Below are 24144 nucleotides of genomic sequence, written 5' to 3'. Positions count from 1 at the left end.
GAACCAGGATCCTGGCAGGCGGAAGCCCCTTCCCACCAGCGGTTCGGCGCTTCCCATGCGGGGGCCGGGACCCCCGGCGGGCGCCCGCGCGGCCGTCGGCCCCGTACCATGGGGTGAGGCCGTGGCGGAAGTGCGCCCGGCAGGCGTGTGCGTCGGGGCAAGGGACGCGACGTCATCCACGATTTCCGGGAGAAACGCCGCCGCATGTCCACGCGCCACGACATCCGTAACGTCGCCATCGTCGCCCACGTCGACCACGGCAAGACGACCCTGGTCGACGCCATGCTCAAGCAGGCGGGAGCCTTCGCCGCGCACCAGCACGTGGACGACCGCGTGATGGACTCCAACGACCTGGAGCGCGAGAAGGGCATCACCATTCTCGCGAAGAACACCGCCGTCAAGTACCACCCGAAGGACGGCGGCGACCCCATCACGATCAACATCATCGACACCCCCGGCCACGCCGACTTCGGCGGTGAGGTCGAGCGCGGCCTGTCGATGGTGGACGCGGTGGTGCTGCTGGTGGACGCCTCCGAGGGCCCGCTGCCGCAGACCCGCTTCGTGCTGCGCAAGGCATTGTCCGCCCGGCTGCCGGTGATCCTGTGCATCAACAAGACCGACCGCCCGGACTCCCGGATCGACGAGGTCGTCAACGAGACGTACGACCTGTTCCTGGACCTGGACGCGGACGAGGACCAGATCGAGTTCCCGATCGTCTACGCGTGCGCCCGTGACGGCATCGCCTCGCTCACCAAGCCGGACAACGGCACGGTGCCGGCCGACTCCACCAGCCTGGAGCCGTTCTTCTCCACGCTGCTGGAGCACGTCCCCGCCCCGACGTACGACGAGGACGCGCCGCTCCAGGCGCACGTGACCAACCTCGACGCCGACAACTTCCTCGGCCGTATCGCGCTGCTGCGCGTCGAGCAGGGCCACCTGAAGAAGGGCCAGACCGTCGCGTGGATCAAGCGCGACGGCAGCATCGCCAACGTCCGCATCACCGAGCTGATGATGACCGAGGCGCTGACCCGCAAGCCCGCCGAGAGCGCGGGCCCCGGCGACATCTGCGCGGTGGCCGGCATCCCGGACATCATGATCGGCGAGACCCTCGCCGACCCGGAGAACCCGATCGCGCTGCCGCTGATCACGGTGGACGAGCCGGCCATCTCGATGACCATCGGCACCAACACCTCGCCGCTGGTCGGCAAGGGCGGCAAGGGCCACAAGGTCACCGCCCGCCTGGTGAAGGACCGCCTGGAGCGCGAGCTGGTCGGCAACGTGTCGCTGCGCGTGCTGCCGACCGAGCGCCCGGACGCCTGGGAGGTCCAGGGCCGCGGCGAGCTGGCGCTGGCCATCCTGGTGGAGACCATGCGCCGGGAGGGCTTCGAGCTCACCGTCGGCAAGCCGGAGGTCGTCACCAAGGACGTCGGCGGCAAGGTCCACGAGCCGATCGAGCGGATGACCATCGACTCCCCCGAGGAGCACCTGGGCGCCATCACCCAGCTCATGGCCGCCCGCAAGGGCCGTATGGAGACCATGACCAACCACGGGTCCGGCTGGATCCGCATGGAGTGGATCGTGCCGTCCCGCGGCCTCATCGGGTTCCGTACCGAGTTCCTGACGCAGACCCGCGGCACCGGCATCGCGCACTCGATCTTCGAGGGCCACGAGCCGTGGTTCGGCGAGCTGCGCACCCGCAACAACGGCTCGCTGGTCGCCGACCGCTCCGGCGCGGTCACCGCCTTCGCGATGACCAACCTGCAGGAGCGCGGCGTGCTCTTCTGCGACCCCGGCACCGAGGTGTACGAGGGCATGATCGTCGGTGAGAACTCCCGCTCCGACGACATGGACGTCAACATCACCAAGGAGAAGAAGCTCACCAACATGCGGTCCTCGACCGCGGACGTGGCCGAGTCGATCGTGCCGCCGCGGAAGCTGTCGCTCGAGCAGTCGCTGGAGTTCTGCCGCGACGACGAGTGCATCGAGGTGACGCCGGAGACGGTGCGGATCCGCAAGGTCGTCCTGGACCAGAAGGAGCGGGGACGCGCCGCGTCCCGCGCGAAGCACGCGTAGCGTGCGTTGAGGGGCGCGGGGAACCGCGCGCTCAGCCACCGCGGCGCCGCGGGTCGTCACCGGCCCGGAGGGGCCGTTCGGTCCGTGCCGGATCACCGGCCGGCGGGTGGCTGGTCGCGCGGTTCCCCGCGCCCCTTTGGCGTGCCCTCCGCCCGGGCGGGGCGAACCCCTGAGGAACACAACAGTGTCCGATATTCGGACACTGTTCACCGCTCAGCGGCGTGATACTGCTCACAATGCCCGATTAGTTCCTGTCTGTGTACGTTGCGGAATGTCCGGATTCCGGACGCGATCGTGACCCAAGCGAGACCCGGGACGGCGCCATCCGCCCCCATACGTGCCCGATAGTGGACGAAGTTGAGCTCGGGTCAATGGGTCAAGCGCTGATGGGGAGCGCCGACTCACGAGCGGAGAAGGCCGCGGCGGCTGTCAGGGGTGTCAGCGCACGCCGGGCCTTCTCTTTCACGTAGTGACAGTGACTCCTGAGGAGGCATACCCATGCGCGGTGCCAAGAGCGCCAAGTGGGTCATAGGTGCGGCGGTCGTCGCCCTGGCAGCAACCGCCTGCGGTTCGGGTTCGAGCAGCGGCGGTTCCGACGACGGCGTCGTCCGGGCCTGGTGGGGCGACCCCCAGAACCCGCTTGAGCCGGCGAACACCAACGAGGTCCAGGGCGGCAAGGTCCTGGACATGATCTTCATGGACCTCAAGGAGTACGACCCCAAGACGGGGAAGGCCAACCTTGAGGCCGCGGACTCGATCACCACCACCGACCAGCAGAACTTCACGATCAAGGTGAAGCCGAACCTGAAGTTCTCGGACGGCACGCCGGTCACGGCCAGCTCGTTCGTGGACGCCTGGAACTACGGCGCGCTGGTCACGAACAAGCAGCTGAACTCGTACTTCTTCGCGGACATCGACGGCTACGACGCCGTGCACCCGGCGAAGGAGGGCGCGGCCCCGACCGCCAAGACCATGTCCGGTCTGAAGGTCGTGGACGACCACACCTTCACGGTCAAGCTGACGCAGAAGTTCTCGACCTGGCCGGACCGCCTCGGCTACAAGGCGTTCGCGCCGCTGCCGAAGTCCTTCTTCACCGACCACGCCGGCTACCTCAACAAGCCGGTCGGCGACGGTCCGTACAAGATCGTGTCGTACACGAAGGGCTCCAGCATGAAGCTGGTCCCGAACCCGTACTACACCGGTCCGAGCAAGCCCAAGAACAAGGGCGTGCTGCTGAAGGTCTACACCGACAGCAACACCGCCTACGCCGACCTGCAGGCGGGCAACCTGGACGTCCTCGACGACATCCCGGCCGAGCAGCTCAGCCACGCCAAGTCCGACCTGGGCGGCCGCTACCTGAACCAGCCGGCCGGCATCATCCAGACCATCTCGTTCCCGCTGAACCAGAAGTCCTGGAACGCCCCCGGCATGGACAAGGTCCGCCTGGGCCTGTCGATGGCGATCGACCGCAAGACCATCACCCAGAAGATCTTCCAGGGCACCCGTACCCCGGCCAACGACCTCACCTCCCCGGTGCTGGGCACGGCCGGCGGCTACAGCTCGGACATCGCGGGTGACGCCACCACGTACAACCCGGCGAAGGCCAAGCAGCTGATCCAGGAGGGCGGCGGCATCCCCGGCGGTCACATGACCATCGGCTACAACGCCGACTCCGGCTCGCACAAGCAGTGGGTCGACGCGGTGTGCAACAGCATCAACAACGTGCTGGGCAACGACAAGGCCTGCGTGGGCGCCCCGACCGGCACCTTCGCGGACTTCCGCAACCAGATCACCAAGGGCCAGATGACCCAGCCGTTCCGCTCCGGCTGGCAGATGGACTACCCGCTGATCGACGACTTCCTGACGCCGCTCTACGCGAGCGACGGCAGCTCGAACGACTCGCACTACAACAACCCGCAGTTCGACGCCCTCATCAAGAAGGCGAACGCCGAGCCGGACACGGCCAAGGCGACGGTGCTCTACCAGAGCGCCGAGAAGCTGCTCTTCAAGGACATGCCCGTCATCCCGCTCTGGTACCAGAACGGCGAGGCCGGCTGGTCGTCGCGCGTGTCCAACGTGACGGAGAACGCTTTCAGCTACCCCGTCTACACCGACATCACGGTCAACAACGGCTGACCTGATGCACAGAGCGCCCGCCCCGCACCGGGGCGGGCGCGCTGGGGGGAACTGACAGCAACCGCTCGCGGTGCGGATGCCGGCCGGGGTCACGAGCCCCGGCCGGCATCTGCCCGATCCCTGGAGGGCAGATGGGGCGCTACGTCATCAGGCGACTGCTCCAGATGGTTCCGGTCTTCATCGGCACCACCTTTTTGATCTTCGTCATGGTCTACGCACTCGGCGACCCGGTGGCCGCCATGTTCGGAGACCGTGCGCCGGACCCCGCAACGGCGGCGCAGATCAGGCACGACCTCTACCTCGACCACCCGCTGCCGCTGCAGTACGTGCACTACATGGGGCAGATCTTCACCGGTCACTTCGGCAAGTCCGCCACGGGCCAGCCGGTCACCGAGCTCATGGGCACGGCCTTCCCGGTCACCCTGCGGCTGACGCTGGTCGCGTTCGCCATCGAGGCGGTCGTCGGCATCGGCCTGGGTCTGCTCGCCGGACTGCGCCGCGGCCGGTTCGCCGACAGCAGCGTGCTCGCGTTCACGCTGCTCGTCGTCGCCATCCCGACGTTCGTCACCGGCTACCTGCTGCAGTACTTCGTCGGCCTCAAGTGGGGGCTGGCCAACCCGGCGGTCGCCGAGGGCGCCCCGATCGGCGACCTCATACTCCCCGGCATCGTGCTCGCCGGTGTCTCGCTGGCGTACGTCGCCCGCCTGACCCGGACCTCGGTGGCCGAGAACTCGCGCGCGGACTACCTGCGCACCGCGGTCGCCAAGGGCCTGCCGCGGCGGCGCGTGGTCACCGTCCACCTGCTGCGCAACTCGCTGATACCCGTGGTGACCTTCCTCGGCACCGACATCGGCGGCCTGATGGCCGGCGCCGTCGTCACCGAGCGGATCTTCAACATCCACGGCGTCGGCTACCAGCTCTACCAGGGCATCCTGCGGCAGAACCCGCCGACCGTGGTCGGCTTCGTCACCATCCTGGTGCTGATCTTCCTCGCCGCCAACCTGCTCGTCGACCTGCTGTACGCGGTCCTGGACCCGAGGATCCGGTATGCCTGAACTGACCGACCCCAAGCCCCTGACCGAGGCCACCGTGGCCGGCGTCGCGGTGCCGGCGGCACCGGCGGACCCGCAGCGGGAGAAGGCGCGCAGCCTGGCCGGCGACGCGTGGCGCGACCTGCGGCGCAAGCCGATGTTCTACATCTCCGGCCTGCTCATCCTGTTCCTGATCGTCATCGCGATCTGGCCGAGCGCCATCGCCAGCGGCAACCCGCTCGCGTGCGACCTGGCCAAGTCGCAGATGGGCCCGACCGGCGGCCACCCCTTCGGCTTCGACACCCAGGGCTGCGACGTCTACACCCGCACGGTGTACGGCGCCCGCGACTCCGTCGCGGTCGGCATCCTGACCACCCTGGGCGCCACCGTGCTCGGCTCCCTGCTGGGCGGCCTGGCCGGCTTCTTCGGCGGCATCTGGGACTCGCTGATCTCCATGGTCAGCAACATCTTCTTCGGCATTCCGATCCTGCTCGGCGGCGTGGTGTTCCTGTCCGTCGTCAAGGGCGGCTCGGTGGCCACCGTCACCCTGTTCATGGTGCTGCTCGGCTGGCCGCAGATCGCGCGTATCGCGCGCGGCGCGGTGATCACGGCCAAGCAGCAGGACTACGTGCAGGCGGCCAGAGCGCTGGGCGCGGGCAACACCCGGATGCTGCTGCGGCACATCCTGCCCAACGCGCTCGCGCCGATCATCGTGGTGTCGACCATCGCGCTCGGCACCTACATCTCGCTGGAGGCGACCCTGTCGTTCCTGGGCGTCGGCCTGAAGCCGCCGGCCGTCTCCTGGGGCATCGACATCTCGCAGGCGTCCAACCAGATCCGCAACGCCCCGCACATGCTGCTGTGGCCCGCGGGCGCGCTGAGCATCACGGTGCTGGCGTTCATCATGCTGGGCGACGCGGTGCGCGACGCCCTCGACCCCAAGCTGCGCTGAGGGAGGCGTACGTTGACTGTCATCTCCGAAGGCGCGACCGCGGCCCCTCAGGCCGCGCAGACCGCCCCTCTGCTGGAAGTACGCGACCTGCACGTGGAGTTCCACACCCGTGACGGGGTCGCCAAGGCCGTGAACGGCGTCAACTACTCGGTTCAGGCCGGGGAGACGCTCGCGGTGCTGGGTGAGTCCGGTTCGGGCAAGTCCGTCACCGCGCAGGCCATCATGGGCATCCTCGACATGCCGCCCGGCCGCATCCCCCAGGGCCAGATCCTGTTCCAGGGCCAGGACATGCTCGCCATGTCCGGCGAGCAGCGGCGCAAGATCCGCGGCCGGAAGATCGCGATGATCTTCCAGGACGCGCTGTCCTCGCTCAACCCGGTGCTGTCGGTCGGCTACCAGCTCGGCGAGATGTTCCGGGTCCACCAGGGCCTGTCCCGCAAGGCGGCCAAGGCCAAGGCCATCGAGCTGATGGACCGGGTGCGCATCCCCGCCGCGGCGGAGCGGGTCAACGACTACCCGCACCAGTTCTCCGGCGGTATGCGCCAGCGCATCATGATCGCGATGGCGCTCGCCCTGGAGCCCGACCTGATCATCGCCGACGAGCCGACGACCGCGCTCGACGTGACGGTGCAGGCGCAGGTGATGGACCTGCTCGCGGAGCTGCAGCGCGAGTACAACATGGGCCTCATCCTGATCACCCACGACCTCGGCGTGGTCGCCGACGTCGCGGACAAGATCGCGGTGATGTACGCCGGCCGGATCGTCGAGACCGCCCCGGTGCACCAGATCTACGCCGCTCCGGCCCACCCGTACACCAAGGGCCTGCTGCAGTCGATCCCGCGCCTGGACCGCAAGGGCCAGGAGCTCTACGCGATCAAGGGCCTGCCGCCCAACCTGCTGCACATCCCGTCGGGCTGCGCCTTCAACCCGCGCTGCCCGATGGCGCAGGACATCTGCCGTACCGAGGTCCCCGTGCTCCACACGGCCGGCCCCGGGCGTGGCAGCGCCTGCCACTTCTGGAAGGAGACCCTCGGTGAGTGACTCCACGCTGGAGCCGATCCTGTCGGTGCGGAACCTGGTCAAGCACTTCCCGCTGACCCAGGGCATCCTGTTCAAGAAGCAGATCGGCGCGGTCAAGGCCGTCGACGGCATCTCCTTCGACCTGTACCCGGGCGAGACCCTGGGCATCGTCGGCGAGTCCGGCTGCGGCAAGTCCACGGTCGCCAAGCTGCTGATGAACCTGGAGCAGGCCACCTCGGGTGAGGTGTTCTACAAGGGCCAGGACATCACCCGGCTGTCGGGGCGCGCGCTCAAGGCCGTGCGCCGCAACATCCAGATGGTGTTCCAGGACCCGTACACCTCGCTCAACCCGCGGATGACGGTCGGCGACATCATCGGTGAGCCCTTCGACATCCACCCGGAGGTCGCGCCCAAGGGCGACCGCCGCAAGCGGGTGCAGGAGCTGCTCGACGTCGTGGGCCTCAACCCCGAGTACCTCAACCGCTACCCGCACCAGTTCTCCGGCGGTCAGCGGCAGCGCATCGGCATCGCCCGCGGGCTGGCGCTCAACCCCGAGGTGATCATCTGCGACGAGCCCGTCTCGGCGCTGGACGTCTCGGTGCAGGCGCAGGTCGTCAACCTGATGGAGAAGCTGCAGGACGAGTTCGGCCTGTCGTACATCTTCATCGCGCACGACCTGTCGATTGTGCGGCACATCTCCGACCGGGTCGGCGTGATGTACCTGGGCAAGATGGCGGAGATCGGCACCGACGCCGAGATCTACGACCACCCCACCCACCCGTACACGCAGGCGCTGCTGTCCGCGGTGCCGGTGCCGGACCCCGAGGCGCGTGAGCACCGCGAGCGCATCATCCTCACCGGTGACGTGCCGTCGCCGGCGAACCCGCCGTCCGGCTGCCGCTTCCGCACCCGCTGCTGGAAGGCGCAGGAGCGCTGCTCCCAGGAGGTGCCGCTGCTCGCCGTCCCGTCGGTCTTCGCCGGCCAGGACACCCCGGCGGCGCACGAGTCGGCCTGCCACTTCGCGGCCGAGAAGGACGTCGTGCACGCGGCGTAGCAGAGGGCGGCGGCCTGACGGCCGCCGGTGACGAGGGGTGTCCCGGCCTGGGAGGGAAGGGCCGGGGCACCCCTCTTCGTGCTGCCTGCGCGGTCGGACGGTCCCGCTCTCCCACCGGGACGCCGCCGGCTCGTACAGCGGCCTTTCGCGCCGTCGCCCGCGGGAACGTGTCACCACCTGTCGATCTCTGGCCAACACATTGGGCGACGCGACACGGAGGTGAATGAGTGCCAGTTTGCCTCGATTGCTGTGTCATGGGTGATGAAGTCTCATTTGTGACCATGGAGGAGGCACACGATGCGCGGAGCCACGCGCGTGAAGTGGGCCGCGGGTGCGGTTGCGGTCGCCCTGACGGCCGGGGCCTGCGGCGGCGGCAGCAGCGGCGGCAGCAGCGGCAGTTCCAACGGCGTCGTGCGTGCCTCCTGGGGTGACCCGCAGAACCCCCTTGAGCCGGCCGACACCAACGAGGTGCAGGGCGGCAAGGTGCTCGACATGATCTTCCGCGGCCTGAAGAAGTACAACCCGAAGACCGCCGCGGCCGAGAACTGGATCGCCCAGTCGATCACCAGCAGCGACTCGCAGACCTTCGACATCAAGCTCAAGTCCGGCTGGACGTTCAGCAACGGCGAACCGGTGAACGCCGACTCGTTCATCAACGCCTGGAACTACGGCGCCGCCCTGAAGAACGCTCAGCTCAACGCGTCGTTCTTCGAGCCGATCCTGGGCTACGCCCAGGTGCACCCGAACACCTCCGGCGCCACCGCCGCCACCAAGCTGTCGGGCCTGCACAAGGTCTCGGACACCGAGTTCACCGTCAAGCTCAGCTCGAAGTTCGCACTGTTCCCCGACACCCTGGGGTACTCCGCGTTCTACCCGCTGCCGCAGGCGTTCTTCACCAACCACGCGGCGTGGCTGGCGAAGCCGATCGGCAACGGCCCGTACGAGATCCAGTCGTACACCAAGGGCACCGGGATGAACCTGGTGAAGTGGGACGGTTACAAGGGCTCGGACGCCGCCGTCAACAAGGGCGTCGACCTGCGGGTGTACACCGACAACAACACCGCGTACACCGACCTGCAGGCGGGCAACCTCGACCTGGTCGACGACATCCCCGCCTCCCAGCTGAAGAACGTCAAGAGCGACCTGGGCAGCCGGTACATCAACGTCCCGGCCGGCATCATCCAGACCATCTCGTTCCCGCTCTACAGCTCGCGCTGGAACACCGCGAACTCCGCGAAGGTCCGGCAGGGCCTGTCGATGGCGATCAACCGCCAGCAGATCACCCAGCAGATCTTCCAGAACACCCGCACCCCCGCGAGCGACTGGACCTCGCCGGTGCTCGGTGACGCCGGCGGCTTCAAGCAGGGGCTGTGCGGCCAGGAGTGCACGTACAACCCCAGCAAGGCCAAGCAGACGATCCAGCAGGCCGGCGGCCTGCCCGGCGGCCACATCACCATCTCGTACAACGCCGACACCGGCTCCCACAAGGAGTGGGTGGACGCGGTGTGCAACAGCATCAACAACTCGCTGGGCAACCAGAACGCCTGCGTCGGCGCCCCCGTCGGCACCTTCGCCGACTTCCGGAACAAGATCACCAACAAGCAGATGAACGACCCGTTCCGGGCCGGCTGGCAGATGGACTACCCGCTGATCCAGGACTTCCTGCAGCCGCAGTACTACACCAACGCGTCGTCGAACGACTCGCACTACAGCAACGCCAACTTCGACAACCTGGTGAACCAGGCCAACGCCGCCCCCAGCTCCTCGGAGTCCGTGTCCAAGTTCCAGGACGCGGAGAAGCAGCTCGTCATCGACATGCCGGCGATCCCGCTCTGGTACCAGAACGGCAGCGCGGGCTACTCGCAGAACGTCAGCAACGTGTTCCTGAACCCGTTCAGCGTCCCCGTCTACAACGAGATCAAGGTCAAGTGACGCCGGCCGGAGGCCGCACCGGGTCCGCCCGGTGCGGCCTCCGCCCGCCTTTCCGGGAGGCTCGATGGGACGCTATGTGATCCGGCGGCTGCTGCAGATGATCCCCGTCTTCATCGGCAGCACCTTCCTGATCTTCTTCATGGTGTACGCGCTCGGCGACCCCGTGGCCGCGCTCTTCGGCGACCGGGCGCCCGACCCGGCCACCGCCGCGCAGATCCGGCACGACCTCTACCTCGACCACTCGCTGCCCGCCCAGTACGTGCACTACATGGGCAACCTGTTCAAGGGGGACTTCGGCGTGGCCTTCAACGGCCAGTCGGTGCTCCAGCTCATGGGCGACGCGTTCCCGGTGACCATCCGGCTGACCATCGTGGCCATCGTCTTCGAGATCATCATCGGCATCAGCCTGGGCGTGCTCACCGGTATGAAGCGCGGCAAGCCCGTCGACACCGGGGTGCTGCTGCTGACCCTGGTCGTCATCTCGATCCCCACCTTCGTCACCGGCTACGTGCTCCAGTACGTCTTCGGCGTCCAGCTCAAATGGACCGCCCCCTCGGTGTCGCCCAGCGCCCCGCTCAACGAGCTGATCCTGCCCGGGCTGGTGCTCGCCCTGGTCTCGCTGGCCTACGTCACCCGGCTCACGCGCACCTCGATCGCGGAGAACACCCGCGGCGACTACGTGCGCACCGCCGTGGCCAAGGGCCTGCCGCGGCGCCGGGTGATCATCCGTCACCTGCTGCGCAACTCGCTGATCCCCGTGGTCACCTTCATCGGCACCGACATCGGCGCGCTCATGGGCGGCGCCATCGTCACCGAGCGGATCTTCAACATCCACGGCGTCGGCTACAACCTCTACCAGGGCATCCTGCGCAACAACGCGCCGACGGTCGTCGGCTTCGTCACCATCCTGGTGCTGGTCTTCCTGATCGCGAACCTGCTCGTCGACCTGCTCTACGCGGTCCTGGACCCGAGGATTCGGTATGCCTGACGGACACGACCCCCTCGAACCCATCGACCCCAGCAAGGGATCGGTCGCTCCCGCCGGCGGTTACGGAGGCGGGTTCGACCTGGCCAACGCCGACGCGGAGACCCTGGAGAAGGCGCCCGGCCACGGCCAGGAACCCGGCGGCCCGGCCGGCAAGCCGCGCAGTCTGTGGTCCGACGCCTGGCACGACCTGCGGCGCAACCCGATCTTCATCATCTCCGCGCTGATCATCCTGTTCCTGGTCTTCATCTCGCTGTGGCCGGGCACCATCGCCACCCAGGACCCGCTGAAGGCCAACCTCGCCAAGTCGCAGGCCGGCCCGGAGCCCGGGCACCCGTTCGGCTTCGACAGCCAGGGCCGGGACGTCTACACGCGCGTCGTGTACGGCGCGCGGGCCTCGGTCACCGTCGGCGTGTGCGCCACCCTCGGCGTGGTGATCCTCGGCAGCGTCCTCGGCGGCCTGGCCGGATTCTTCGTCGGCTGGTGGGACGCGGTCCTCTCCCGGATCAGCGACATCTTCTTCGGCATCCCGGTCATCCTGGGCGGCCTGGTGTTCCTGTCCGTGGTCACCAACAGCACGGTGTGGCCGGTGGTCGGCTTCATGGTGCTGCTCGGCTGGCCGCAGATCGCGCGTATCGCGCGCGGCTCGGTGATCACCGCCCGGCAGAACGACTACGTCCAGGCGGCCAGGGCACTCGGCGCCGGCAACTCCCGGATGCTGCTGCGGCACATCGCGCCCAACGCCGTCGCGCCGGTCATCGTCGTCGGCACCATCGCGCTCGGCACGTACATCTCGCTGGAGGCCACCCTGTCCTACCTGGGTGTCGGCCTCAGACCGCCCACCGTCTCCTGGGGGATCGACATCTCCGACGCGTCCAACCAGATCCGCAACGCCCCGCACATGCTGCTGTGGCCCGCGGGCGCGCTCAGCCTCACCGTGCTGGCCTTCATCATGCTCGGCGACGCGGTGCGCGACGCCCTCGACCCCAAGCTGCGCTGAGGAGCACGTATGGCCACCAGTGCCGAGTTGAGCCCGGAGCCGGCCGGTTCCGACGAGGGCCCGCTGCTGGACGTCCGGGACCTGCACGTGGAGTTCCGCACCCGCGAGGGCACCGCCAAGGCGGTGAACGGCGTCAACTACTCGGTCGACGCGGGGGAGACGCTCGCGGTGCTGGGCGAGTCCGGGTCGGGCAAGTCGGTCACCGCGCAGGCCATCATGGGCATCCTGGACTCCCCGCCCGGCTTCGTCACCGCCGGGCAGGTGCTGTTCCAGGGACAGAACCTGCTCACCCTCGGCGCCGAGGAGCGGCGCAAGGTACGCGGCGCGCGGATGGCGATGATCTTCCAGGACGCGCTGTCCGCCCTCAACCCCGTGCTGAGCGTGGGCGAGCAGCTCGGCGAGATGTTCACCGTGCACCGGGGCATGTCCCGCAAGGACGCCCGGGCCAAGGCGATCGAGCTGATGGAACGGGTGCGCATCCCGGCCGCCCGCGAACGCGTCCGGCAGTACCCGCACCAGTTCTCCGGCGGTATGCGGCAGCGCGTCATGATCGCCATGGCGATGGCGCTGGAGCCCGAACTCATCATCGCCGACGAGCCGACGACCGCCCTCGACGTCACCGTGCAGGCGCAGGTGATGGACCTGCTCGCCGAGTTGCAGCGCGAGTACAACATGGGCCTCATCCTGATCACGCACGACCTCGGCGTGGTCGCCGACGTCGCGGACAAGATCGCGGTGATGTACGCCGGCCGGATCGTCGAGACCTCGCCCGTCCACGACATCTACGCCGCGCCCGCCCACCCGTACACCCGGGGGCTGCTCGAGTCGATCCCGCGGGTCGACCAGAAGGGCCAGGAGCTGTACGCGATCAAGGGCCTGCCGCCCAACCTGCTGCACATCCCGCCGGGTTGTGCGTTCAACCCGCGCTGCCCGATGGCCCAGCCCGTGTGCCGCACCGACGTCCCGCCGCTGTACCAGGTGAGTTCGACCCGGGCGAGCGCCTGCCACTTCTGGAAGGAGTGCCTCGGTGAGTCAGCCGACAACACGTGAGCCGGCGCCGGCCCCGACCACCGCCCGCGAACCGATCCTCGAAGTCCGCGGCCTGGTCAAGCACTTCCCCCTCACCCAGGGCATCCTGTTCAAGAAGCAGATCGGCGCGGTCAAGGCGGTCGACGGCGTCGACTTCGACCTGTACCCGGGCGAGACGCTGGGCATCGTCGGCGAGTCCGGCTGCGGCAAGTCGACGGTCGCCAAGCTGGTGATGAACCTGGAGCAGCCCACCGCCGGATCGATCCGCTACAAGGGCGAGGACATCACCCGGCTCAAGGGCCGCGCCCTGAAGGCGGTCCGCCGCAACATCCAGATGGTGTTCCAGGACCCGTACACCTCGCTCAACCCCCGGATGACGGTCGGCGACATCATCGGCGAACCGTTCGAGATCCACCCCGAGGTCGCCCCCAAGGGCGACCGCCGCAAGCGGGTGCAGGACCTGCTGGACGTGGTCGGCCTCAACCCCGAGTACATCAACCGCTACCCCCACCAGTTCTCCGGCGGCCAGCGGCAGCGCATCGGCATCGCCCGCGGGCTGGCCCTGCGCCCGGAGATCATCGTCGCCGACGAGCCGGTGTCCGCGCTCGACGTCTCGGTGCAGGCGCAGGTCGTCAACCTGATGGAGAAGCTGCAGGACGAGTTCCAGCTCTCCTACATGTTCATCGCCCACGACCTGTCGATCGTCCGGCACATCTCCGACCGGGTCGGCGTGATGTACCTCGGCAAGATCGTCGAGGTCGGGGCCGACGCGGCGATCTACGAGCACCCCACGCACCCGTACACCCAGGCGCTGCTGTCCGCCGTCCCCGTGCCCAACCCGGAGGCCCGGGAGGAGCGCGAGCGGATCATCCTCGCCGGCGACGTGCCGTCGCCGGCGAACCCGCCGTCCGGCTGCCGCTTCCGCACCCGCTGCTGGAAGGCCCAGGAGCGCTGCGTGGTGGAGGAGCCCCTGCTGGCCGTGCCCGAGGTCTTCCGCGGCACGGGCGGCCCGGCGGAACACGACTCCGCGTGCCACTTCGCGGAGGAGATGGAGGTCGTGCCGGAGGAGAGGCCGCCCGGGAACGACGGGCGTCCGCCCGGGGACCAGGGAGGCCCGCCCTCGGATCCGCAGGGGCCGCCCAGGGGTCCCGAAGGCCCGCCCGGGGACCAGGGGGGCCCGCCCGCGAACCCGCAGGGGCCGCCCGGGGGTCCCGGGGTCTGACGTTCCGGGGTCTGACGTCCCGGGGTCTGACGTCCCGGGTCCGGCGGTTCCGGCTCACCCGGTGGCCAGGCCCCAGCGGGACCATCGTGAGACCAGAAGCGGACACGTACCCCCTGGGGGCGGTCATGCGCGGACGTCAGGACCATGAGCGCCCGCACGGGCGGCGGACCGGTCTGCCCACGGGCGCGGACGCCCCGTCCGCCGGCACCGACGGCATGCCGGAGAGCACCGAGGAACTGCTCTCCGCGCTGAGCGGCCTGGTCGAGCAGACCAGGGAGCGGATCACCGTGGAACAGGCCCGCGTCGACCTCGCCGTCGCCCTGCAGCGCCACATGCTGCCGCCCGAACTGCCGCGCCTCGACCGGCTGCGGCTCGTGGCCGAGGGCCGGAGCGGGGGGCGCTGACCTCCCGTTCCGGCTCCCGGACCGGCTAGCCGGCGACGTGCGGCAGGGTGACGACGCGGCCCGCGGGGCTGCTGGAACCCAGCGCCTGGATGAGGGCCGTGGCCACGTCCTGCGGGGTGACCGCGGTCTTGCTGCCGTCGCTCCGCCGCAGCAGCACCCCGTCGAAGGTGTGGCCGTACTTCGACTTGAGCACCGTCAGGTCGATGTGCGGGACGAGCTTGCCCTGCGCGTCCGGGACCATCGTCAGGAACGTCGGCAGCGAGTTGTTGAACGGCAGCTTGTGGGCCGCGTCGGCCCGCACGGTGACCTGGCCGGCCATCGCGGTCTTCCCGAACCCGTCGACCGCGCGGTTCAGTTCGGCCTGGGTGACCTTCGGCGGGACCGTGGTGACGGTCAGCGGGATCGGCTGGTCGGCACCCGTGGCCGCCCGGTTCCGGTACGCCGCGGCGACCTGCGTCGCGGCGGCGTTCACGTCGAAGGACGTGGACGGCTTGCCGGGGACGGCGATCGCCTTGTGGTCGGCGAAACGGACCATGCCGTCGCTGCCGCTGCTGTTCCGGCCGGCGATCCCCTGCAGTGCGGCCTTCAGCTTGTCGTTGTCGACCCGGATCACCGGGTCGGCGGTCCGGCTGCCGCCGAAGAGCGAGCCGATCACCGACACCGGGTTGTAGTCGGTGTGCGCGACCGAGCGGACGGTCGCGTCGGTGTCCAGGGACAGGCCCGCCACCGACGGCTTGAGCGACTGCTTCTTCCCGCCGATGGTGAGGGTCAGCGGCGCGGTCGTCCGGTTGCCGAGCGCCTTGTCCAGGGTCTGGACGGCGTCGTCCTTGGTCATGTTGCCGATGCTCACCCCGAGCACGGTGGTGCCCCGCGGTACCTCGGCGTGGTTCATCAACAGGCCCGCGCCGTACGCCAGGACGACCACGGCGCCGACCGCGACCCCCGCGAGGACCACCTTGGAGCGGCCCTTTCGGCCGGAGGAGGCGGGTACCCGCTCGGGAGCGGGCGCGGGGACCGGAGCCGGAGCCGCACCCTCGCCGGGGCCGGACCGCGGGCCGCGCACCTCACCCGGCGGGACCGCCGGGATGCCGCTGACCAGCGTGTCGCCCGAGACCCGGTCCGCGGGCGGAACGCCAGGGCCGCCGGGAACCCCCGGGCGTCCGGGACCGCCGGCGCCGGGTACGGGCGGGCGGAAACCCGCCGGGCCCGCCGGGCCGTTGGGCACCGCGGCGCCGCCCGTCCCGTTGGGCGCGAACGGCGGCACCTGCATGGAACCGGTCGCCGGACCGGTCGTGGGCCCGGCGGGCGGCGCGAACGCGCCGGACGCGTCGACGGGGCGGTCCTGCCCGGCCAGCGGGTCGACGGGCCGCGGCACGCCGGGCGGGAAGTCCTCGGTGCCGAACGGCGCGGGGATACCTCCGGCCGGGGAGTCGTGGGGGGCGCGCGCCCCGGGACCGGCGGTGGAGCCGGAGCCCACCGGAGGCGGCAGATAGGGGTTGGGCATCGAGCCGGTGTCCGGGTCGCCGAAGGCACCCGGCACCGGGCCCGGACCGGGCGGGAACGGCCGCGGGCCGGAACCGGTGTCCGACTCCGGGAACAGGCCGGGACCCTGGCCGGGACCGGGCGGGAAGGGCCGGGGGCCCGAGCCGGTGTCGGACTCCGGGAACGGCGCCGGGTCCGCCGGGCGGAAGAAGTCGTCGGGCAGCGCGAAGCCGCCGGACGAATCGCCGGGCGCGGGGGAGGACGCGGCGGGCGGTGCCTGCGGGGCGTCGCCGAAGGACGGGCCGGGCTCGGCGGCGGGCGGCTGCGCGCTGACCGGCTTGCGCGGCGCGAACCAGTCGCTGGCCGGCTTCTCCGGCTCGGCCTCGGGCTCCGCCGGGGCCTCGGCGGGCGCCGCGGCCTGCTCGTCGGCGCCTGCCGTGCCGCCGGGGCCGCCGCTCGCGCCGCCCGGACCGGCGGTGCCGCTCTCCGGGACCTGGGTGCCCTCCTCGACCGGGGTCCTGACCACGACCGGCGGGATCGGCCGCGACCCGGGGATGTTGATCCGGATCCGCGTGGTCAGTGTCGTCTCGGTCTTGGGGCCGTCCCCGGCGGGCTGGTCCGCTCCCGTGGCGCCGGTGCCGTCGGGCCCGGCCGCGTCCTGGCCGTCGGCCGGGTCCGGAGTGCCGGTGGGACGGGGGCGCTCCTGGGGGTGCAGCGACGGAAACGGGCGGGCGCCGTACGGCGGGGTGCCCGACGGGTACGCGGCACCGCCGCGTCCCTGGGGACCCGAGGACGAACTGTCTGTTTCACGACTCAAAGCAGGCTCTCCCGGTGTGCTTCGCCACCCTGGACGGTTCTTCGCGGGCGGCTCGCCGGCGCGCACCACGATACCGACCGTCGTGGAAGGGCATCCCTGGTGCGGCGGAACGCTCGGGGTCACCCAACCATGAGCGCCCCCCCGCCTGCCAAGTCAGGCCCTGTTCCGCCCAGATGGGGGCAGTTGGGGCACCGTGGCGCAGACCAGCGCCGACAGCGCGCCCCCGAGCAGGTAGATGTACGGTCCGGCACCGGCGGCGAACAGGAAGTCACCTTCCGGACGGCTGGTGCTCAGCAGGATCACGCAGATCACCCACACCGTGGCGGGCACCACCGCGCCCAGCCGGGTGCCGGTGGCCTTCAGCCCGCCGTAGAACAGCGCCACGCAGCCCGCGAGGGCCAGCACCAGCCCGCCGGGGAACCAGCCGTCCTGGACCAGCCCGCCGGCGAGCGCGACGAGGGCGCCGAGGATCCCCAGCGCCACGTAGAGGAGGACGCGCGTCGGCCGGGCGGTCATGCGGCGGCCCCCTCGTCCGTGCCGGCGTCGCCGAACAGGTCGGTGGCGCGGCCCGCTCCGGAGTGCGCGGGCGGCTCGCCCTGCACCTGGCGGTAGTACTCGACGGCGAAGAACGGCTGCCCCAGGTCGTTGGAGAGCGCGAAGAACGGGCCGTCCACGGCGATCTGGGAGGCGTGCGCGCGCATCGCGGCGGTCTTCCGGTCCGCGTACGCGCGGCCGTCCACGGCCACGGTCACCAGGTCGTCGGCCACCACGCCGGGGACGTCGTCGACGGTGGCGACGCCCTCGAAGGGGAAGTCCTTGCCGGCCGCCGCCAGCCGCTCGAAGCCCGCCTCGACGACCGAGCGGGGATAGCAGATCTCGTAGACGCGGGCGATGCGGTGGCCGCGTCGGGCGGCGAGTTCCGCGCCGCGCAGGGCGACGCGGTGCGCCTGGATGTGGTCGGGGTGGCCGTAGCCGCCGTTGCTGTCGTAGGTGACCAGCACCTGCGGGCGGACCTCGAGGATGACGTCGGCCAGGTGTCCCGCGGCCTCGTCCAGGTCGGCCTGCCAGAAGCAGCCCGGCACGTCGTTCTGCGGGACGCCCATCATGCCGGAGTCGCGGTAGCGGCCGGGGCCGCCCAGGAAACGGTGGTCGGTGACGCCCAACTCGGCCATGGCGGCGGCGAGTTCACCGATGCGATGCGGGCCGAGGGTGTCGTCCCGGTCGGCCGCCAGGTGTGCCAGCCCGGGCGGGATGACCTCGCCCTCCTCGCCCAGGGTGCAGGTGACCAGGGTGACGAGTGCGCCGTCGGCCGCGTACTTGGCCATGGTGGCGCCGTTGTTGATCGTCTCGTCGTCCGGGTGTGCGTGGACCAGCAGCAGTCGCCTGGCGGGAAGGTCGGTCATGGGGGAAGCCTACGTCCCGCCCGGGGGTGCGCTCAGAACTTGATGTTGGAGATGGTCTGCGCGACGTTGGTGGTGAGGTCGTTGATCTGAGGTGCCCACGACGAACTCGCCAAGTAGAAGCCGAGCAGTGTGCAGGCCACTGCGTGCCCGGTCTTGAGCCCGGACCGGCGGATCAACAGGACGACGACGATCAGCAGCAGCAGCACCGCCGAAATCGAGAGCGCCACAGCGGCTCACCTCCCAGTACGCAGGGTCATGTCAGTTGCCACATGCTTATTACCCACCCACGGCAACGGATCATAACTTTCCGTGTGACCGCATAGGTCGGGGCATGGAAGCACGCGGGGGCGCATGACGGGATCCGGCCAACGGCCGGCGCGGCGGCCCGGGCGCCGGGGGCGCGGGCCGGCGCGCCCGCGCAGGTCAGCGCCGCACGGGCGAGCCGGCCGGGGCGTCGCGGGAAATGGAGGGGCGATTGTCGGAGGCACCCTCTAGGGTCACGGCTATGACGTACCTCTCATTCCCCCGCCAGCACGCACGGACGCAGCGGTTCACCCTGGGGGTGCCGCGGGGGTTCGTCGTGGCGCCCGCGGAGCCGGGCGGAACGGCGGGCGCCGGGGGGCGGGTGGTGTTCGTCAGAGCACGCGCGGGGAGCCGGAGTTCGGAGGACGCCGGGGGCGGGGAGCACCTGCTGTGGGTGCTGGACCTGCCCGCCGAGGGGGAGGCCGGGGAGGCGCCGGCCGAGCGGGTGGCGGCCGATCCCGTGGCCCTGCTGAACGGCGCCGACGAGGAGTTGCCGGCCGCCGAGCGGGCCCGCCGCGAGCGCAGCCGGGAGGGCTCGGCGGGCATCGTGGCCTTCGCGGTGGACGACGCGGCCGGGACGGCCGCGTTCGCGCTCTCCGGCCGGCTGTTCACCGCGGACCTGACGCCCGGCGGGGGCGGGGCGCGGGAGTTGGCCGTGCCGGGCCCGGTCGTCGACCCGCGTCCGTCGCCCGACGGGCGGTGGGTCGCGTACACGGCGCAGGGCGCGCTGCGGGCCGTGGAGGCCACCGGATCGGGTGACCGGGCGATCGCCGAACCCGACGGCGACGAGGTGACGTGGGGCCTCGCGGAGTTCATCGCGGCCGAGGAGATGGGCCGCAGCCGCGGCTACTGGTGGTCGCCCGACAGCACGGCGCTGCTGGCGGCCCGGGTGGACGAGTCCCCGGTGCAGCGGTGGTGGATCGCCCAGCCCGCGCACCCGGACCGCGAGCCCGTCGCCGTGCCCTACCCGGCGGCCGGCACCGCCAACGCCGACGTCTCGCTGAGCCTGTTCCGGCTCGCCGACGGCAGCCGGGTGGACGTGGAGTGGGACCGTGCCCGCCACCCCTACCTGGCGGCGGTGCACTGGTCGGCCGGCGGCCCGCCGCTGCTCCTGGTGCAGACCCGCGACCAGCGCGAGCAGCGCTACCTGGAGGTCGACACCGCGACGGGCGCGACCAGCACTCTCGCCGTCGAGGAAGATCGAATTTGGCTTGATCTTTTCCCCGGGACTCCGGTCCGGACGCCGGCCGGCGAACTGGTCCGGATCACCGACGAGAACGGCGCCCGCGTCCTCAAGGCCGGCGACGCGACCCTGACCGGACCCGAACTCCACGTGCGCGCGGTGCTGGACGCGGGCGGCCCGGGCATCCTGGTCGCCGCCTCGGCCGGCGCCGCCGCCGAGGACCCGGAGACCGGTCAGGTGCACGTCTACCGGGTCGACGAGTCCGGCGCGGTGCGCGTCTCGTCCGAGCCCGGACTGCACGGCGCGGTCCGCTCCGGCGACGTGACCGTCCTCAGCTCCGCCGCCTTGGACCGGCCCGGCACGGTGACGCGGGTGCTGCGCGGCGGCACGGTGGTGGCCGAGGTGGCCTCGCACGCCGAGACGCCGTCGCTGACCGCCCGCCCGCAACTCCTGGAGGCCGGCGAGCGGCGCATCCCGGCGGCCGTGCTGCTGCCGACCGACTACCGGGAGTCCGACGGTCCGCTGCCGGTGCTCCTCGACCCCTACGGCGGGCCGCACGGCCAGCGGGTGGTCGCCGCGCACAACCCCCACCTGGTGTCGCAGTGGTTCGCCGACCAGGGGTTCGCGGTGATCGTCGCGGACGGCCGCGGCACCCCGGGCCGCTCCCCGGAGTGGGAGAAGGCGATCGCCGGGAACTTCGCGGACGTCTCCGTCGAGGACCAGGTCGAAGCGCTGCAGTCGCTGTCCGGCATGTTCCCGCTGGACCTGGAGCGGGTGGCCATCCGCGGCTGGTCGTACGGCGGTTATCTGGCGGCGCTCGCCGCGCTGCGCCGCCCGGACGTCTTCCATGCCGCCGTGGTCGGCGCCCCGGTGACGGACCTGCGGCTGTACGACACGCACTACACCGAGCGCTACCTCGGCCACCCCGACGAGCAGCCCGAGGTCTACGACGCGAACGCCGTCGTCACCGAGGAGGGCCTGCGGGACGCGGCGGAACCGCACCGGCCGATGATGATCATCCACGGCCTGGCCGACGACAACGTGCTCGTCGCCCACTCGCTGCGGCTGTCGACGGCCCTGCTGGCGGCGGGCCGCCCCCACGAGGTGCTGCCGCTGTCCGGCGTCACGCACATGACCCCGCAGGAGCAGGTCGCGGAGAACCTGCTGCTGCTCCAGGTGGACTTCCTCAAGCGGGCGCTCGGGCTGCTCTGAGCCGCCGCCCCGGACTGCTTCCTTCGCACTGCCGCGACCGCTGACGGGAGCCCGAGGGACGGTCGTGCTTCGGGGTTGACGGCCCGGACGAACCGGGGGAGCCGGCGGAGCCCGGGGGGACGGACGGAGGCCCGGCCGGCGGCGGGGGAGTGCCGGGCGGCAGATTGGGCGGCAATTCCGACGGCGGGCCGAACGCCCCGCTGCCCGGCGCCTGGTGGGGCACCTGATACCCCGGCGGCACCTGGGGCTGCTGGTACGGCGGGCCCCAAACCGGCGTTCGGCTCCCGGCCTGCCACGCGGGCGGCGGCTGCGGGGTCCACCCGGGCCCGCTCGGCGGTGCGGCCGGTGCGGCGCCGCGCTGGGCCAGGAAGACGGCCAGCAGCAGCCCGGCCACCACGTGGAACACCGCGAAGCCCTGCTCGGTCAGCACCGCGTCGGGCATCCCGCCCTTGAACAGCGCGTGCTCGGCGTGCCAGGAGCACAGGTCCACGACCCCGTCGAGCAGCGTCAGCACACCCAGGGCCATGCCCAGCGGCCGGGCGGCGGGCGCCCGGCGGAAGGCGAGGACCGCGCCGAGCACCGTGAGCGCCGCGGTGAGCCAGGCGGCATAGGCGAAGGGCGCGGACAGCATCGAGGAGAGTGTGGTCTCGCCGGTCAGCAGGTGCCTGTACAGATGGGGCGGATAGTCGGGGCCGCCGTACTTCCGGATGTCGTACACCTGCCAGCCGGCGGTCTCCAGCGCGACCACCACGAGCAGCAGTCCGCCGAGCACCGCGGGGGCGGCTGCGGGCCGCGCCGGCTCCCCGGCCGGACCGGCGGGCGGCCGGCGCCCCGCCAGGGCGAGCAGCACCAGCACGGCTCCGGCGACCACGAAGAGCACCCGCCGTGGTCAGCGCCCGGTCGCGCAGCGGCGTGCCCTTCGTCCAGGTCGCGGTGAACACCCAGAGCCCGGGCACCCGGTAGACCAGCGCCAGCAGTCCGGCGGTGAGGAACGCCCAGGTGGCTGCGGGCCGGCGGGCCGCGACGAGCGCGCCGGCGAGCACCACCGCGAGCGCGATGTCCAGTCCGCCGGCGGCGGGCACGTCCTCGGCGCGGCCGGGCAGCTTCAGTCCGAGCCAGATGCGCAGGGCGCCGTGGAACCCGAGGGCGTCGGCGTCCCGGACCATCCAGGCGATCTCCACCCCCAGCAGGACGGCGCAGATCAGGGCTCCGGCGATCCGGGCGCCCTGGGTGAGCGTCCCGCCCGCGGTGCTTCCCCCTTCGGGACCCGGTCCGGTCCCGTACCCGGCGCTTCCCCAGCCGGGCTGCATCGACTGTCGCATCGGCCTGCCTCCCCCGAGGGCCTGTCGTTGCCTCGGATATACCCGTCCCGCGGGAGGCGGAACGCCGACAGGCAACCGGAAAAGGGGCGTTGGGGGGGGCGTCGCCGGACCCCTTCCGGGGTCGTCGGCGGCGGGGGCCGGCCGGGGCCTCGAACGCCCCCGGCCGGCTTACGGCACCCGCACGGCCGTACGTTGTTCAGACTGCTCGGTCCGTATATCGGAGTCGCGACAGTCAAGTTGCCAGCATGTAAACGCGTTCTGCCCTGACATATCCGGTGTGTCCGTTCTTGTCGATCGATGTCAAGCACTTTCGGAGGACGATCTGCAAAACCTTCGCTCAAGATGCCAAACAACAAGCTTTCTTCCCCCCGTCACCCCTTGACTGGAAGTTGATTCCATTGCGAAAGTCCGCTCAACCCGCGACGCACGCAAGGCGTCGCAACGCACGCTCTCGGTCCCGGGGGATGTAACCAATGACGAGTCCAAGCCAGGCTGCGGCGGACGCCGACAGCCTCACCCTCGAGCCCGAGGGCATACCCGGCACACCGGGTGGAAAGGGCACCCCGGATCTCGCCGGACGGACGCCGCGCCAACTCGCCTGGCTCCGTTTCAAGCGGGACAAGACCGGCATCGTGTGCGCGGTCATCGTGGGTTGTTTCATTCTCATCGCCGTCGCCGCGCCGTTGATCGTCAAGCTCTACGGCCAGAACGCCTATGACTTCTACGGTCAGGACGACGGCCTGCTCAACAGCTATGGTCTGCCGATCGCCCCCAACGGCGGCATCAGCGGCACCCACTGGTTCGGCATCGAGCCGAACCTGGGTCGCGACGTGTTCGCCCTGCTGATGTACGGCATCCGTACCTCGCTCGGCATCGCCGCCGTCGTGACGGTCATCTCCGTCGGCACCGGTGTGCTGTTCGGCCTGACGCAGGGCTACATCGGCGGCAAGGTCGACTACTTCATGGGCCGGTTCTCGGACTTCATGCTGTCCTTCCCGTCCCAGCTGTTCTTCATCGCGTTCTCCCCCGTGGCCATCTCCCTGTTCGTCGGCATCGGCGACCAGGAGCCCTGGTGGGTCCGTCCTCTGGTGCTGATCGGTGTTCAGTTCCTGCTCGGCTGGATGAGCATCGGCCGCCTGGTGCGCGCCCAGGTCCTCAGCCTGCGGGAGCGGGAGTTCGTCGAGGCGGCCCGGATCAGCGGCGCGTCCTCCTGGCGGATCATCCGCAAGGAGCTGCTGCCGAATCTGTGGAGCACCATCCTGGTCCAGGCGACTCTGATGCTGCCGGTGTTCGTGACGGCGGAGGCCGGTCTGTCCTACCTCGGTGTCGGCATCGTTGCGCCGACTCCGGACTGGGGCCTGATGTTCCAGACCGGCGCCACCTACTACTCCAGCGACATCACCTTCATGTTCTTCCCCGGCATCGCGATGGTGATCTTCGTGGTCGCCTTCAACCTGCTGGGGGACTCGGTCCGGGACGCTCTCGACCCGAAGACCCTTCGCTAGTCCGCTAGCAGCACCACTCACAAGTTGTCCAGGTCGTCGGAACCGGCCCGATCTCCTGCGGGTACGGACGTCGGCATCG

The 24144-nt window shown here is 70.7% G+C and carries 19 protein-coding genes; 14 read left to right on the top strand and 5 right to left on the bottom strand.

What is annotated here, in order from left to right:
- The first annotated feature begins 204 nt into the window (after positions 1-204).
- The 12 genes from typA (at position 205) to K7862_RS05280 (ending at position 14838) form a co-directional block, all read left to right on the top strand.
- Positions 205-2073 (top strand): translational GTPase TypA, encoded by a 1869-nt coding sequence (gene typA / locus K7862_RS05335; RefSeq protein ID WP_222961149.1) that lies wholly within the window; start codon positions 205-207, stop codon positions 2071-2073.
- 498 nt (positions 2074-2571) lie between these two features.
- Positions 2572-4209 carry a peptide ABC transporter substrate-binding protein gene (locus K7862_RS05330; RefSeq protein WP_222961137.1) on the top strand — a complete coding sequence of 546 codons (1638 nt, stop codon included), beginning with the start codon at positions 2572-2574 and terminating at the stop codon, positions 4207-4209.
- 131 nt (positions 4210-4340) lie between these two features.
- The gene (locus K7862_RS05325; RefSeq protein ID WP_222961135.1) at positions 4341-5264 is read left to right on the top strand and encodes an ABC transporter permease; all 924 of its coding nucleotides are present in this window, start codon (positions 4341-4343) and stop codon (positions 5262-5264) included.
- Positions 5257-6192 (top strand): ABC transporter permease, encoded by a 936-nt coding sequence (locus tag K7862_RS05320; protein ID WP_222961133.1) that lies wholly within the window; start codon positions 5257-5259, stop codon positions 6190-6192. The genes K7862_RS05325 and K7862_RS05320 overlap by 8 nt, the downstream gene beginning before the upstream one ends.
- Before the next feature lie 12 nt (positions 6193-6204).
- A complete protein-coding gene (locus K7862_RS05315) occupies positions 6205-7233 on the top strand; it encodes an ABC transporter ATP-binding protein (RefSeq protein WP_222961131.1) in 1029 nt (342 codons plus the stop codon).
- On the top strand, positions 7226-8266 hold the full coding sequence (locus K7862_RS05310) for an ABC transporter ATP-binding protein (RefSeq protein WP_222961128.1): 1041 nt from the start codon (positions 7226-7228) through the stop codon (positions 8264-8266). The genes K7862_RS05315 and K7862_RS05310 overlap by 8 nt, the downstream gene beginning before the upstream one ends.
- A gap of 297 nt (positions 8267-8563) precedes the next feature.
- Positions 8564-10198, top strand: coding sequence for a peptide ABC transporter substrate-binding protein (locus K7862_RS05305; RefSeq protein ID WP_222961126.1), 1635 nt, complete (start codon positions 8564-8566; stop codon positions 10196-10198).
- A 64-nt stretch (positions 10199-10262) separates the two neighbouring features.
- Positions 10263-11186 carry an ABC transporter permease gene (locus K7862_RS05300; RefSeq protein ID WP_222961123.1) on the top strand — a complete coding sequence of 308 codons (924 nt, stop codon included), beginning with the start codon at positions 10263-10265 and terminating at the stop codon, positions 11184-11186.
- The gene (locus tag K7862_RS05295) at positions 11179-12183 is read left to right on the top strand and encodes an ABC transporter permease (RefSeq protein ID WP_222961121.1); all 1005 of its coding nucleotides are present in this window, start codon (positions 11179-11181) and stop codon (positions 12181-12183) included. Before K7862_RS05300 ends, K7862_RS05295 begins: the two co-directional genes overlap by 8 nt.
- 9 nt (positions 12184-12192) lie before the next feature.
- A complete protein-coding gene (locus tag K7862_RS05290) occupies positions 12193-13233 on the top strand; it encodes an ABC transporter ATP-binding protein (RefSeq protein WP_222961119.1) in 1041 nt (346 codons plus the stop codon).
- Positions 13211-14434, top strand: a complete 1224-nt coding sequence (locus tag K7862_RS05285; protein WP_222961118.1) for an ABC transporter ATP-binding protein — start codon at positions 13211-13213, stop codon at positions 14432-14434. The genes K7862_RS05290 and K7862_RS05285 overlap by 23 nt, the downstream gene beginning before the upstream one ends.
- Before the next feature lie 125 nt (positions 14435-14559).
- A complete protein-coding gene (locus K7862_RS05280; protein WP_222961117.1) occupies positions 14560-14838 on the top strand; it encodes a hypothetical protein in 279 nt (92 codons plus the stop codon).
- Between the two features lie 25 nt (positions 14839-14863).
- Here K7862_RS05280 and K7862_RS05275 read toward each other — a convergent pair whose 3' ends face one another.
- The 4 genes from K7862_RS05275 to K7862_RS05260 all read right to left on the bottom strand — a co-directional run bounded on the left by K7862_RS05275 (position 14864) and on the right by K7862_RS05260 (position 18767).
- Positions 14864-17137, bottom strand: a complete 2274-nt coding sequence (locus tag K7862_RS05275; protein ID WP_222961116.1) for a VanW family protein — start codon at positions 17135-17137, stop codon at positions 14864-14866.
- Between the two features lie 153 nt (positions 17138-17290).
- Entirely contained in the window at positions 17291-17653 is a 363-nt protein-coding gene (locus K7862_RS05270) for a DUF6113 family protein (RefSeq protein WP_222961115.1), read from the bottom strand.
- Entirely contained in the window at positions 17650-18540 is an 891-nt protein-coding gene (mshB, locus tag K7862_RS05265) for an N-acetyl-1-D-myo-inositol-2-amino-2-deoxy-alpha-D-glucopyranoside deacetylase (RefSeq protein WP_222961114.1), read from the bottom strand. Before mshB ends, K7862_RS05270 begins: the two co-directional genes overlap by 4 nt.
- A 32-nt stretch (positions 18541-18572) precedes the next feature.
- Positions 18573-18767 (bottom strand): hypothetical protein, encoded by a 195-nt coding sequence (locus K7862_RS05260; protein ID WP_222961112.1) that lies wholly within the window; start codon positions 18765-18767, stop codon positions 18573-18575.
- Between the two features lie 278 nt (positions 18768-19045).
- Here K7862_RS05260 and K7862_RS05255 point away from each other — a divergent pair, with 278 nt between their 5' ends.
- Complete coding sequence (locus K7862_RS05255; protein ID WP_222961110.1) at positions 19046-21238, top strand: S9 family peptidase; 2193 nt, start codon at positions 19046-19048, stop codon at positions 21236-21238.
- On the opposite strand, the gene K7862_RS05250 is transcribed toward K7862_RS05255, so the two are convergent.
- The gene (locus K7862_RS05250; RefSeq protein ID WP_222961108.1) at positions 21213-22109 is read right to left on the bottom strand and encodes a hypothetical protein; all 897 of its coding nucleotides are present in this window, start codon (positions 22107-22109) and stop codon (positions 21213-21215) included. The two genes, K7862_RS05255 and K7862_RS05250, sit on opposite strands and share 26 nt — an antisense overlap.
- Positions 22110-23033: 924 nt before the next feature.
- Here K7862_RS05250 and K7862_RS05245 point away from each other — a divergent pair.
- Positions 23034-24065: an ABC transporter permease gene (locus K7862_RS05245; RefSeq protein ID WP_222961106.1), complete on the top strand. Its 1032-nt coding sequence runs from the start codon at positions 23034-23036 to the stop codon at positions 24063-24065.
- The last annotated feature ends 79 nt before the right edge of the window (positions 24066-24144 follow it).

Source organism: Actinacidiphila acidipaludis, assembly GCF_019890725.1.
GTDB classification, from domain to species: Bacteria; Actinomycetota; Actinomycetes; order Streptomycetales; family Streptomycetaceae; genus Actinacidiphila; species Actinacidiphila acidipaludis.
Note: the sequence above shows the minus strand (reverse complement) of the source record. Positions and strands in the feature narration are given on the sequence as shown.